This is a genomic window from Plantibacter sp. VKM Ac-2876 (assembly GCF_015350715.1).
GTDB classification, from domain to species: Bacteria; Actinomycetota; Actinomycetes; order Actinomycetales; family Microbacteriaceae; genus Plantibacter; species Plantibacter auratus.
Genome location: NZ_JADKSI010000002.1, coordinates 833,532 through 846,171 on the forward strand (window position 1 = coordinate 833,532; position 12,640 = coordinate 846,171).

The 12,640-nt window shown below is 71.6% G+C and carries 9 protein-coding genes; 4 read left to right on the forward strand and 5 right to left on the reverse strand.

The window, feature by feature from the left end; genetic code table 11:
* Window positions 1-25 precede the first annotated feature (25 nt).
* Window positions 26-895: a TOMM precursor leader peptide-binding protein gene (locus ITJ62_RS10340; protein WP_194601697.1), complete on the forward strand. Its 870-nt coding sequence runs from the start codon at window positions 26-28 to the stop codon at window positions 893-895.
* Here ITJ62_RS10340 and ITJ62_RS10345 read toward each other — a convergent pair.
* Window positions 783-2,516 (reverse strand): ATP-dependent helicase, encoded by a 1,734-nt coding sequence (locus tag ITJ62_RS10345; protein WP_194601700.1) that lies wholly within the window; start codon window positions 2,514-2,516, stop codon window positions 783-785. The two genes, ITJ62_RS10340 and ITJ62_RS10345, sit on opposite strands and share 113 nt — an antisense overlap.
* A gap of 25 nt (window positions 2,517-2,541) precedes the next feature.
* Window positions 2,542-3,480 carry an NAD(+) diphosphatase gene (gene nudC / locus ITJ62_RS10350; RefSeq protein WP_194601703.1) on the reverse strand — a complete coding sequence of 313 codons (939 nt, stop codon included), beginning with the start codon at window positions 3,478-3,480 and terminating at the stop codon, window positions 2,542-2,544.
* A 63-nt stretch (window positions 3,481-3,543) separates the two neighbouring features.
* Between nudC and ITJ62_RS10355 the strand changes: the two genes are divergently transcribed.
* Window positions 3,544-4,803: a phosphotransferase gene (locus tag ITJ62_RS10355; protein ID WP_194601706.1), complete on the forward strand. Its 1,260-nt coding sequence runs from the start codon at window positions 3,544-3,546 to the stop codon at window positions 4,801-4,803.
* Here the strand turns inward: ITJ62_RS10355 and ITJ62_RS10360 are convergent.
* Window positions 4,713-7,988 carry a UvrD-helicase domain-containing protein gene (locus ITJ62_RS10360; protein ID WP_370581891.1) on the reverse strand — a complete coding sequence of 1,092 codons (3,276 nt, stop codon included), beginning with the start codon at window positions 7,986-7,988 and terminating at the stop codon, window positions 4,713-4,715. The genes ITJ62_RS10355 and ITJ62_RS10360 overlap by 91 nt on opposite strands.
* On the reverse strand, window positions 7,985-11,170 hold the full coding sequence (locus ITJ62_RS10365; RefSeq protein ID WP_194601709.1) for a UrvD/REP family ATP-dependent DNA helicase: 3,186 nt from the start codon (window positions 11,168-11,170) through the stop codon (window positions 7,985-7,987). The genes ITJ62_RS10360 and ITJ62_RS10365 overlap by 4 nt, the downstream gene beginning before the upstream one ends.
* Before the next feature lie 141 nt (window positions 11,171-11,311).
* On the opposite strand from ITJ62_RS10365, the gene ITJ62_RS10370 reads away from it, so the two are divergent.
* Window positions 11,312-11,536, forward strand: a complete 225-nt coding sequence (locus ITJ62_RS10370; RefSeq protein ID WP_064296179.1) for a DUF3107 domain-containing protein — start codon at window positions 11,312-11,314, stop codon at window positions 11,534-11,536.
* A gap of 2 nt (window positions 11,537-11,538) precedes the next feature.
* A complete protein-coding gene (locus tag ITJ62_RS10375; RefSeq protein WP_194601712.1) occupies window positions 11,539-11,838 on the forward strand; it encodes a hypothetical protein in 300 nt (99 codons plus the stop codon).
* A 75-nt stretch (window positions 11,839-11,913) separates the two neighbouring features.
* Here ITJ62_RS10375 and ITJ62_RS10380 read toward each other — a convergent pair whose 3' ends face one another.
* Window positions 11,914-12,633 (reverse strand): ferritin-like fold-containing protein, encoded by a 720-nt coding sequence (locus tag ITJ62_RS10380; protein WP_079705551.1) that lies wholly within the window; start codon window positions 12,631-12,633, stop codon window positions 11,914-11,916.
* Window positions 12,634-12,640 lie beyond the last annotated feature (7 nt).

Below are 12,640 nucleotides of genomic sequence, written 5' to 3' on the forward strand. Positions count from 1 at the left end.
GTCGTCGACCCGTCATCATCGATGGATGACGACGCGCCTCGATCCCAGGAGACCGCTGCTCTGGCGAACCCCGCACAGCCTGCAGGTGGGAGTCGATGAAGCGGTCCTGCTCGACAGCGTCCGGACCGAGACCGAGCAGGTCGTCGCGGCACTGCGTGCCGGCTTCCCGGCTCTGGTCGAACGACGACTGCCGGACGCCTTCGACATCCCAGCCCAGGAGTTCGATCGCGTCCTCTCGACGCTCGACCCGGTGATCGAGCATGACGGCCCCACTTCCGGACCCACCGTGACGCACGGGGTCGTCGTGGACGGCGCCAGCCCGGCGGCCGAACTCCTCCGACGTCTCCTCTCCGAGCAGGAACCGGTCGAACTCCTGCCGCCGGAGTCCGGGTCGACCGAACCCGGAGCGCAGCCCGACCACGTCGACGTCGCCGTCCTCTTCGCCGACTTCGTCATCCCGCCGAGTCGGTACACGCGCTGGCTGCGCGACGACGTCCCGCACCTGCCGGTCGTCTTCAGCGATCGTGTCGTGAGGATCGGGCCGTTCGTGACACCCGGTTCAGGGCCGTGCCTGCACTGCGTCGAGCTGCACCGCACCGACGACGATCCGGCCTGGCCGGCCGTCGCCTCCCAGCTCCTCGGGCGCCGCTCGCCACTCGACACCCAGCTCCTCGGTGCGGAGGTCGCGACCCGCGTGACCCGCCTGGTGCTCCGACACCTCGACGCGTCCCAGCCGATCCTCGCGAGCACCCAGCTGGTGGTCGACGCCGCGACCGGTGGGGTCAGGCGCCGCGTCGTCCGGGAGCACTCGAGGTGCGCATGCCGAGCTCTGCCAGGAATCGCGACGGCTCGCGTCGACCACCACGTTGCTGCATCTCGGACCAGGACAGGTTGAGCAGCCGCTTGGCGCGCGTGATGCCGACGTAGAGGAGCCTCCGTTCCTCGTCCGCCTGCTCGAACTGTTTCGCGTAGGAGATCGGCAGATAGCCCTCGGAGAGCCCGATGAGGTGCACGGCCTCCCACTCGAGGCCCTTCGCCGAGTGCAGTGTCGCCAGCGTGACCGCCTCGACCGTCGGCTCGTGCTGCGCGGCCTGCCGCAGTTGCAGCTCATCCGTGAAGGCGCGGAACGAGGTCCCCTCCGGCGCCTGGTCGACGAGCCCCATGATCGCGTTGAGCGACTCCCAGCGGTCACGCACCGCACCGCCGCCGTCGGGCGGGTCCTGGCTCCAGCCGAGCGACCGGAGCACGTCGCTCACGGACTTGAACAGGGGCTCACCGCTGATCGAGACGGAGGCCGCGCGGAGCTGGAGCAGGGCCTGCCGCACCTCGGGCAGCTCGAAGAAGCGCTTGGAGCCGTGCATGACGTACGGGATGCCGGCTTCGCCGAGGGCCGTCTCCAACGCCGCCGCCTGGACGTTGATCCGGTAGAGCACGGCGATCTCCGAGGCAGGGACGCCCGCCTGCAGCTGCACGAGGATCTCCGAGGCCACGCCTCTCGCCTCGGACAGCTCGTTCGGGTACTGCCGCAGGCCGACCGCCGGCGTCTCGGACCGCGCGGTCTGGGTGCCCTCGTCGTCACGTGCGGTGGCCGCTGAGAGGTGCAATGCCCCCGGGCGCCCCCGCATGAGCGTGTTCGCCGCGGCCACGACCGGCGGGGCGGAACGGTAGTTGCGTTCGAGCCGGACGACCGTGGCGTCGTGGTACCTGGTCGGGAAGTCGAGCAGGTAGTCGGAACGGGCACCGGCGAAGGAGTAGATGGTCTGGCTCGCGTCTCCGACGACGCACACGTCCCGTCGTCCGCCCAGCCAGAGTTCGAGGAGCCGGTGCTGCAGTGGCGAGACGTCCTGGTACTCGTCCACGACGAAGAAGCGGTACTGCTCGTGCACCTGCATGGCGACGGCGGGCTCGGTCTCGATCATGCCGGCACAGGCGAGCAGGACGTCCTCGAAGTCGATGCGCCGACGCTCGTCCTTCAACTGCTCGTAGGTCTCCTGGAGCGAGACGACCTGCTCGAGGGACAGCTTGGCCGGCAGCGGCCGGTTCGACGCCGCGTACTGCTCGAGGGTCAGGCCGGACACCTTGCGCCATTCGATCTCGCCCGCCACGTCGCGCAGGGTCGCCGTGTCGACCCGCAACCGGAGCCGTTCGGCTGCGTGCCCGAGCACCCGGCCCTTGCTCTCGACGAGCGCGGGCACCTGTCCGCCGACGACCTGGGGCCAGAAGAAGTTCAGCTGCGAGAGCGCGGAGGCGTGGAAGGTCCTGGCCGAGACACCCTCGGCCCCGAGAGCCCGGAGCCGGCCACGCAGTTCCGCAGCGGCGCGGCTGGTGAAGGTGAGCGCCATGACGCGCGACGCCGTGTACGTCCCGGTCGCGACCCCGTAGGCGATGCGGTGGGTGATCGCACGGGTCTTGCCGGTGCCTGCGCCGGCGAGCATGCACACGGGTCCGCGGAGCGCCTCCGCTGCGACGGCCTGGTCGGGGTCGAGTCCGGCCAGCAGTTCGGCCGGACTGCTCATCGGGACCCCTCGGTGGTGCCGCGCCTCATCGAGACCAGGATCCGCGAAGCCATTCGTCGATCACGGCTCGTGCGATCGACGACGGTCCGGGGAGGATGACGTCGGTGGCCGGGTCCTCGAGTTCCTCCCGCGTGAACCACCGCAGGTCGATGATCTCCTGGCCGTCCGGGACGAGCGCCTCCGGATCCTGATCCTCCGCGAGCGGGGCGACGAAGCCGAGCATGAGCGAGCGCGGGAACGGCCACGGCTGCGACCCGAGGTAGACGGGCGTGCCGAGACGCATCCCCGACTCCTCGAAGATCTCGCGGGCGACGGCCTGCTCGAGGGACTCGCCGGCATCGACGTAGCCGGCCAGCAGTGAATACCGGTTGTGCTCCCACATCGCGTTCGACCCGAGCAGGATCCGTCCCTGCGAATCGACGACCGCGACGATGACCGCGGGATCCATGCGCGGGAAGAGTTCGTTGCCGTCGACCGGGCAGTGCCGTGCCCAGCCGGCGTTGCGAACCGTGGTCGGCGAGCCGCAGTGCGCACAGAACGGCTCGGCTCGGTGCCAGCCGGCGATCGCCAGCGACGTCGCCAGGATCCCGACGTCGCGGTCGGACAGCCGGTGTCCGCTCCGACGGAGGTCGAACCAGCGGTCCTCGTCCTCGGTGATCGCGTCGGCGTCGGCGTCAGCGAGGACCCACAGCAGGATGTCCGTGCCCGGTGGTGTCCCCGGGCTGTCCTCGACAGTGCTTCCGAGGTAGACCATGAGCTCCGGCTCGGGTAGCTCCGAAGGATCCAGGAGGTCGAGCGCGTCGCCGGTCACGAGCGCGCGCCGACCGCGGAGGACGACGGCTCGGGCGTTCGGATCGAGCCGCAGTCCGTCGAGCACGTCCGGTCGTGAACGGAGCTCGCCGTGACGGTCGAGTCCGCCTCTCGCGAGCGGTAGACCGGCGAGTGCGCGAACCTGAATCGTCATGGACAACCTCTCTGAGGGCGTGGCGAGCGCGGCTCACCGGGACGGCCCCGTACCCTGGATGTCATGGCCAGATCCCATCTCACTCTAGCCGCGTTGGCCACCTCGGCCGTCGCCGACCTCCAGGTCCGCGGGTCCGGCGCGCACACCGCCGGCGGCGAGGGGAACTACGACGCGGCCCGTCTCGTGACGGCCGACGGGCGCGAGCTCATCGTGCGCATCCCGACCTCACAGCAGGCCGAGACGGAGCAGTCCGCGGACCTCATCGCCCTTCGCGCACTCACGCCCGGTATCCGCAGCAGGTTGCCCTTCGACGCTCCGACCGTCGTGGGCCAACTGCCCGTCGACGGCACTCGCGCCGTCGTGCTCGACTTCGTGGCCGGCAGTCACCTCGACCCGACCGCGCTCGGCCGCGACGAGGTCCTCTCCGACTCGCTCGGTGCCGCGGTCGCCGCGATCCACTCCCTCCCGACGGCCTTCATCGCGGAAGCGGGCCTCCCGCTGCTGTCCACCGAGCTCATCCGGGCGGACGCGCACCGCATCGTGTCCCGCGCCGCCGAGACGAGGCTCCTCCCGACCGCTGTCAGGGAGCGCTGGCAGGCGGCCGTCGAGGACCACTCACTCTGGCAGTTCCAGCCCACCGTCATCCACGGATCCCTCGCCGCCGACCGGGTGCTCGTCATCCGTCAGGACGGCCACGGACTCGTCAACGGCGTCATCGAATGGGGCTCGCTGCGGGTCGGCGACCCGGCCCTCGACCTCCACTGGATCGCGACGCTCGGCGCGACCGGCGAGCAGGCGCTGTCCGCCTACGCGGCCTCGTGTTCCCGCGGACCCGACCGCTTCGTCACGCTCCGCGCCCGCCTCTACGCGGAACTCGAGATCGCCCGCTGGCTCCTGCACGGCCGCGACAGCCACGACGAGACCATCGTCGAGGACGCGGTCGCGATGCTCGACGGACTCGTCGACCGCGTGCTCGGCGACGTGACGGATCCCCTCGGCACCACGACCGGACCCGTCCTCGACGTCGACGAGGTCGAGGACATGCTCGACCGCACGCCGATCGGCTCGTCCTCCCCCGGCATCGCCATGCAGACCGACACCTATGACCGGTCAGAGCTCGAGCGCGCCCTCGGCCGCGATCCCGGCGGCCCGGAGGACGACGACACCGACGACGGTGACACGGACGACGATCGCGACCACGTCGGAACCGACGCGGACGCGAACGCCACGGATCAGATCGACACCTCGTCGTTCGAGCTCTGGGACTCGGCGGCCTCCCCGAAGGACCGCTCCCACTCCGACAGGAGCTCCTCCTCCGAGTAGAGGCGTTCCGGCCGGAGCTGCACGTCGTGGCTCACGTAGTAGAGCACGGCGTCGATGCGCTCGGGGTCGACCTCCCGGTGGTGAGCGTACGCCAGACGGTAGAGCGCGAGCTGGAACGAGGCGTTCCGCACGTCCTCCGGTGTCGTGGGTACCGCGCCGGTCTTCCAGTCGACGATCTCGAACCGGTCCCCGCGCTCGAACACCGCGTCGAGCTTGCAGACCACCACTCGTCCGGTGTCGCCGAGCGGCACGTGGATCTCGGTCTCGACCTCGACCGGTCGGACGTCCGCCCATTCCGAGGCGAGGAACCGCTCGGTGAGCTCGTCGAACCCGATCCCCTCCGACGCGTCCGGCCCCGGGCGTTCGACGTCGAGCTCCTCGGGGAGCGCGTCGACCAGCTCCTGCAATCCGAAGCGTCCGTAGTGCGCCTCGACCCACGAATGGAACCGGGTCCCGAGACGGGTCTGCCGGTAGGGCCGCTGCGGGACGGGGCGACGCAGACGTTCGAGTGCGGCCTCCGGTTCCGTGACGAATTCCTTGAACTTGGACGCGGGGATGCGCACAGGGAGCTCACCGCGCGCGGTCGTCGTCGCGGCACGGCGTCGTTCCTCGAGGAGCAGCGTCAGCTCGTTCTCGAGGGGGCCGAGGGTCGCCAGCAGCTCGGACTCGGGCCGTCCGCGCCGCTGGTCGACCTCGGCCGCCGCCCGCTCGACGACGTTCCGACGCGCTCCGAGCGGATCGAGTGGCCAGTCGAGGACCGCGGCACCGGAGTCGACCGGGTTCTCCTCGAAGGCGGAGGCTGCGGGGAGCGGTGCGATGACGCCCGCCGCGGCCAGCTCCAGGAGGTAGGTGCTCGCAGCACGGGGTCGCTTCCGATCGCCCGACCAGAACGAGCCGGTGAGCAGGAGGTCGTGCTTGGCGCGGGTCACCGCCACATACGCGAGCCGGCGTTCCTCGTCGAGCGCGCGTTCGCCGAGCGCCTCCGAGAAGGCGAGCTGAGCGTCGACGACCTCCTTCCGCGTCTCGGCCGTCCGCCAGGCGAACTCCGGCAGCTCCGCCGCGTCGCCTCGGAAGTCGTACGGCAGCGTCCCGAGACGCACCCAACCTTTGCCGTCCTTCGGTTTGGCTGGCAGTTCGTCGACCACGAGCCGCGGGATCGCGACATGGTCCCACTCGAGGCCCTTCGAACCGTGGATGGTGAGCAGTTGGACCGCACCCTGGTCGGGTGCGTCGCTCGCCGGTCCGAGGTCGTCTCGGGCGAGCGAGCGGTCGATCCACGCCAGCAGGCTGCCGAGCGTCACCTGCTCCTCCGCCTGGATGAACGAGATGACCTCGTCGTGGAAGGCCTGCAGTCTGGCCGGGGCGCGCGCCGCGGAGCCGGTCGACTCGTTCGCGACGACCTCGATGTCGAGTCGCAACTCGCGCTCGACCGCTCTGACGAGATCGGGGAGGCCGCTGCCCGCACGACGCCGCAGGGAGGCGAACACCAGTCCGGCCTCCCGGAGACGCGAACGCGCCTCGTCGGTGAACCCGGCGGCGAGGCCGGCCGGCACGCGGTCGGCGGCGATGAAGTCGAGCGCGTCGATGATCGACCGCCCGTCGTCGTCGGCGACCGACTCACGGAGCCGGGCGGCCAGTTCGGCGTCGTACCGCTTCGTCTTCCAGTCGATGGCCTGCAGGTACCGGGCCACCTCCACGAGGTGTCCGAGGTCGTGGACGCCGATCCGCCAGCGAGGCCCGCTCAAGAGCCTGATGAGCGAGGACCCGGCACCGGGATCGTGGATGACCCGCAGTGCCGCCGTCACGTCGACGATCTCCGGCGAGGAGAGCAGACCGCCGAGGCCGAGGATGTGGTGGGGGACGCCGAGCGCGGCGAGGCCGTCGGCGAACTCCTGCATCGGTCGACGCGCCCGGAACAGGATCGCGGCCGAACCGGCCGGGTCTCCCCCGCGTTCTGCGAGCAACCGGTCCGCGCACCACTCGGCGACCACCCGGACCTCCTCGGCACCGGTCTCGGGGAACTCGACGGCCAGGGAGCCCGCCCCGGCGCCGGGCTTCGGCTCGAGGTCGAGGACACGCAGCTTCCCCGCCGTCTGCGCCTGCTGCTGCAACGGGCGGACGAGGACGTTCGCGGCTTCGAGGACCGTGCGGTCGTTCCGCCAACTCGTGGACAGGTTGAACTGGGTGGCGGCGACCTCCCGACCGAAGTCGCGGGAGAACCGTGCGAGGTTCGCCGCGCTCGCGCCGCGCCAGCCGTAGATGGACTGGTGCGGGTCGCCGACCGCCATGACGGGGTGGTCGGCGAACAGGGTCGACAGCAGTCTGGTCTGCACGACCGAGGTGTCCTGGTACTCGTCGAGCAGGACGACGCCCGCGCGATCGCGTGCGACGGCGGCGACCTTCGACGAACGTTCGCAGGCGGCGAGCGCGAGGGCGACCTGGTCGGAGAACTCGACGAGTCCCTGCCGGCGCTTCTCGTCGGCGTACCGGTGCGCGAGGTCGAGCAGGACCGGCAGGGCACCCACGACCTCGACGGCCTGGTCGATCTGCGCGTACGCCCCGCGACCGCCGTCGGGGAGCTCGCCGATGCCGACGAACCGTTCCACGAAGCCGAGCAGCTCCTCGGTGGTGCCGTCGATCTCGGCGAGCTCGTGACTCAGTGAGAGGACGAGCTCGGCCACCTGGTCGACGGACTTGCCGAGGGTGGCGAGCCGTTCGTCTCCGTGCCGGACCACGACGCGCCTCGCGAGTCGCCAGGCGGACGCCTCGGACAGCAGGACCGACTCGGGCTCACGGCCCACCAGGAGGGCGTTGTCGCGGAACAGGGCGTTCGCATAGGCGTTGTAGGTGGACACCTCGGGACGGTCGAAGAGCGCGTCGGCCGCCGGCTCCAGGATCCCGATGTCCTGCAGGGCGGCGATCCGCTTGCCGATCCGTGCCGCCAGCTCACCCGCGGCCTTCCTGGTGAAGGTGAGCCCCAGGATCCCGTCGACGCTCACGTACCGGTTGGCGAGCAGCCACACGACGCGTGAGGCCATGGTCTCGGTCTTCCCGCTCCCCGCACCGGCGACGACGAGTACGGGCGCCATCGGGGCCTCGATGACCTCGACCTGCTGCGTCGTCGGTTGTGGGAGGCCGAGCAGGCCCGCGAGCATCTCGGCCGAGTAGGTCTCCTCCGTGCTCACGAGCTCACCGCCGGGACGACGTGGATGGCGCACTCGCCGAACGCGAACGGGTCATGACAGTGGGTCCCGACACGGGCCTCGAACACCGCGCCCGCCATGCCGACCGCGTCCGCCAGAACACGCTCGCGGAAGCGCTCGAGGGCGTCGTCGTCGAAGGCGGGCTGGGCCGGGTCGTAGTACTCCTTGCGCTTCGTGCCGGCCGACACGACGATGAGCTTCGCGCCACCGCTCAGCAGCCCCTCCGTACCGACGATCGCACCGGACGCCAGCGCGAGCTGGTAGGCACCGAGCTGCGCCATGTCGGCGACCTCCCGGTCCTGTCTGGGCGCCGAGCCACCGGTCTTGAGGTCGGCGATCACGACGCGTCGCGTCCCGTCGGCGTCGGGCACCAGTTCGACGCGGTCGATCGAGCCGCCGAGCACGGCCGCGCCGCCCAACTCACCGATGGGGATGCGGAGGCTGAACCGGCTCTCGTTGCCGATCGAGGTCACTCCTGCGCGCTCCGCGTCGTGGAGGTACGCCGACAGCCGATGGACGAGTTCCGCCGCACGCCGTTTCGTCGCCGCGCCCTCCCAGTCCGCTTCGAAGTGGAGTTCGTCCCAGCGGTCCTCCACCGCTGCCCAGAGCGCGCCCTCGTCGGAGGACTCGGCGTGTTCGAGCGCGGAGTGCACGATCGTGCCGAGCCCGGAGGCGAACCCGGAGGCTCCGCCGCCCAGTCGGGCGATCGCCCAGTGCAGCGGGCACTCCTCGAAGGCCTCCATGCGGGACGGGGAGACCGGCAGCTCCTCGACGGCGGGGTCGTGGAGCGGTGCCGTCGAGCTCGGTGCGGCCACGCCGTACCACTCCTCGGTCGGAGCGCCAGGGACCCCCGCGGTGGCGAGGATGGCCAGGGCCGAGGCGGATGCCGCACGTTCGGCCGGGTCCGCGGGTCGGATCCGGCGGGTGAGCGAGCGACGCAGGGTGCCGACGAGCCCCCGGAGCGACAGGGGCGACAGGGATGCGCGGTGCGGATCGGGTTCCGGGAGCAGGGTGAGGAACGGGCTCGCCTGGTGGTCGTCGTCGACGACCGCGACCACCATGAGCGACCGGTGCGCACGAGAGGTCGCCTGGGCGAAGAGTCTGAGCTCGTCATGGAGGACCGCGCGTCGTGCGTCCGCCGTCGCGGTGGCCGTGCCCTCCAGCAGCTCCACGAGCTCGGAGGCGCCGAGCAGTGAGTCGCGGACCCGCAGATTGGGCCACACGCCGTCCTGCATGCCGGCGACGACGACCGTATCGAACGCGGTACCGACCAGGGCGGCGGGCGTCGCGATCGTGACCGCCTCCCGGAGGCCCGTCGGCGCGAGGGAGTCGTCGCCGACCGTCTGTTCGAGCAGGCGGTCGAGGAAGACGGAGGCCGGGGTGTCGGGCTCCGCCTCGACGAAGGTGCGTGCCGCATCGGCCAGCTGGGTGATCGCGTCGAGGTCGCGGTTCGCCTCCTCGGCGGCCTGACCGCTGCCCTTCGACAGCGAGACCCAGGAGCGCTCGAGCCTGCTCCGCGACCAGAGGCCGTAGACGAGCTCCTCGGCGGACGCGCCCGCCGCGGCTTGCGCGCTCGCCTCGGCGAGGCTGTCGGCGAGTGAGCGGGCGCGGGCGGCGGAGGGCGTCTCGAGTCCGATGAGTGCACCGGGGACGGCGAACGCCTCCTCCAGCAGGCGGTCCGCGCTGCGGTCGAGGCCCTCAGCGAGATCGGCGTGGCGGAGCGCGGCCCGGAGTCGCCTGACCCCGATCGAATCCAGTCCGCCGAGCGCACTGTGGAGGAGTTCGGTCACGACCTCGGCGTCGAGCGGCGTCCGTCCGAGCGCCACCGACATGGCGAGGAGGACCGACCTGACGAACGGGTGGTCGCGCAGCGGTGCTCCGCCGGTGCTCGCCCGGGTGGGCACCTCGAGGGAGGACAAGCCCCGTTCGATCGCCGGGATCAGCCCGCCGCTGCGGACGACCACCGCCATGTCGGCCCACGCGACGCCGTCGAGGACGTGGCGCTCGCGGAGGAAGCGTGCGACGACCGCGATCTGCTCGGCCGGGGAACCGGCCGCCACGGTGACGACGGAGTGTTCGGGCGTCTCCGCGTCATCGACCGGTGGCGCGGCCGTGCGGTGGAGTCCGGCGCCGGCCGTGCCGATGCGTTCCGCGACACCGCGGACGGTCGCCCGGATGTCCGGCGTCCCGCGGTGGACCTGCCCGAGGACGAGCGTGTCCACCGGGCGGCCGAGCACCTCGGCGAACCGCCCGAGGGCGTCGGCACGGGCACCGTGGAAGGCACCCGTTGTGAGGTCGGGGTCGCCGAACGCGACGACCGTGACCCCGTGTCGGGCGAGCGCGGCGAACAGCTGCAGGACGCCGTGGGTCGCCTCCTGGGCGTCGTCCACGAAGACCACCCGCAGGCTGCCGAGCACGCCCGTTCCCGGTTCCTGTTCGTCGAGGAGCCGGACGGCGCGGGCGAGGGCCGCCGCGGGCGTGAGGTGTCCGCGCCAGTCGTCGGCGAGGAACCCCTCGATGAAGCCCGCGGACGCGACCCACTCGGGACGCCCGTGCTCCGTACCGAGCCGACGCAGCTCGGCAGGCGCGACGTCGTGTTCGACGCTGCGTTCCATGAGGTTCCGGAGCTCGGTGCGGAACCCCTGCAGGCGCCTGACCTCCGGACCGAGCTCGGCGGGCCACAGCGGACCGGTCGCGTCCTGTTCGTCGCCGAGGAGTCGCTCGGCGATGGTCTGGTCCTGCTCGCCGCCCGTCAGCAACCGCGGTCGTCCTGAACCGGCGAACGCCCCGGAGCCCGCGATGACCTCGAGCGCGAGGGAGATGGCGGTGCGCGCCAGGGATCCGGGTGTGGCGCGCGCGACCCGTGCCTCGAGGCGGTCGCGGAGGACCTGCGCCGACGACCGGGAGGAGGCGATGACGAGCACCTCGTCGGTGCGCAGACCGCGCGAGTGCACGCGTTCCGCGACCGCTTCGATGAGTGTCGTGGTCTTGCCCGTGCCGGGAGCCCCGAGCACGACGGCGGACCGGTCGTCCGCGAGCCGCAGCACGGCCTCCTGCGAGTCGTCGAGCCGGACGCCCGTGCCGACAGCCGGGTCGCCGACGGGCGCGCGGTCCGCGTCACGGACCGCACCCGTCGGATCGTCGGAGGCGTCGGGAACGGTCATGGTCCGCACGTTACCGGAGCCTCCCGACATCGCCGCGACGGCCGACCGGCGTTCCGCTGTTCGCTGACAGCAGCCGACCCGCGCCGGTCGGAGGACCACGACTCCCGTAGTCTTGCCCTACGCAACCGAAAGGCACTCAAGGTGGAAATTCGCATCGGAATCCTCAACAGCCCTCGCGAGATCGGCTTCGAGACCTCGCAGCCGGCGTCGGAGATCGAGCAGGCGGTCAAGACCGCGCTCGAGACGGACGCCAAGCTGCTCGCACTCAAGGACGACAAGGGCACCAGCTACCTCATCCCGACCGCGGGCATCGGCTACGTCGAGCTCGGAACCGAGGAGTCCCGCCGCATCGGATTCGTCGGCTGACCATGGAACTCCTCTTCGTCGTGCTCGGCGGTGCCATCCTCGGTCTCGCCGTCCGCTACCTCCTGCCCGGCCGCGACCAGCACGGGGCCGCGCTCATCCCGGCGGTCGCGACGCTCGTCGCCGCCGTCGTCTGGGTCGCGGCGACGTGGGCCGGCATGGCGTGGGACGGCGGCTGGATCTGGGTGCTCGCCTTCGGCGCGACCGTCGTCGTGAGTGTGGTGGTCGACCTCGTGCTCGTCCGCGTCCGCACCTCGTCGGACGAGGCGATGCTGACCCGCTTGCAGCAGGGCGTCGCCGCCTGACCCGAGGCGCTCGATCGATCGACGCCGTCGCTCCACCCTGGGCGGCGGCGTCGTCGTGTCGGAGGGGACGACCGGTCAGGCCGTGAGCCCGAGCGCGTCCATCCGTCTGGTGTGGTTCGCGATGAGCTCCGTGTAGACCGGTTCGACCCGGGCGTCGTCCGGCAGCGCCTTGCTCTCGGTCACGAGGGCGGACCTGGCGACGAGCATGGTGTCGCCGAGCAACCGACGGCCCCACATCGCGAGCGTCGAAGCGCGCTCGGGGTGCGTTGCGATCACCCGGTGCAGGATCCCGACGAGCGGGTCCTCCTCCGGACCGGGGGCGACGATCGCAGCCAGGTCGCGGGCGTCCGCCCCGTCCAGGCCGCGGGCGAGCTGCGCGAAGAACTCGTCGAGGAAGCCCCGCGCCACGAGGACGCCCAGCAGGAGTTCGTCCCAGGTGCCGGTGCGCAGGATCGCCTGGAACTCGTCCCGCGTGCGTGCGTAGGGTTCGAGCACGGCGCCCGGGTCGTCGCTCGTCCGGCGGAGCCAGGCGAGTAGCGCCTGGTGCTTGCGCAGCGCCGTGGCGGCGGCCTCGGCGACCGTCTCCCGATCGGCGTCGTTCGGAGCGTGCTCGACCGCGAACGACAGCGTCATGAAGAACCCGAGCTGCAGTTGCGCCACCTGACCGAGGTAGTCCGCGGTGCTGGGCGCGAGCTCGTGGAGGTCGACGCGGGTCGCCTGGACGGCGTCCTCCCGCGAGCGCAGACGAGGCGTCTGGGTGCCGGGACGCCGACGTCGTGCAAACCAACGAGCCATGCGACCA

What these genes read in the sequence shown, in the direction of transcription:
- ITJ62_RS10340 (WP_194601697.1), top strand. Translation starts at nt 26, where the DNA reads ATGACGACGCGCCTCGATCCCAGGAGACCGCTGCTCTGGCGAACCCCG.
- ITJ62_RS10345 (WP_194601700.1), bottom strand. Translation starts at nt 2,516, where the DNA reads ATGAGCAGTCCGGCCGAACTGCTGGCCGGACTCGACCCCGACCAGGCC.
- nudC (WP_194601703.1), bottom strand. Translation starts at nt 3,480, where the DNA reads ATGACGATTCAGGTTCGCGCACTCGCCGGTCTACCGCTCGCGAGAGGC.
- ITJ62_RS10355 (WP_194601706.1), top strand. Translation starts at nt 3,544, where the DNA reads ATGGCCAGATCCCATCTCACTCTAGCCGCGTTGGCCACCTCGGCCGTC.
- ITJ62_RS10365 (WP_194601709.1), bottom strand. Translation starts at nt 11,170, where the DNA reads ATGACCGTTCCCGACGCCTCCGACGATCCGACGGGTGCGGTCCGTGAC.
- ITJ62_RS10375 (WP_194601712.1), top strand. Translation starts at nt 11,539, where the DNA reads ATGGAACTCCTCTTCGTCGTGCTCGGCGGTGCCATCCTCGGTCTCGCC.
- ITJ62_RS10380 (WP_079705551.1), bottom strand. Translation starts at nt 12,633, where the DNA reads ATGGCTCGTTGGTTTGCACGACGTCGGCGTCCCGGCACCCAGACGCCT.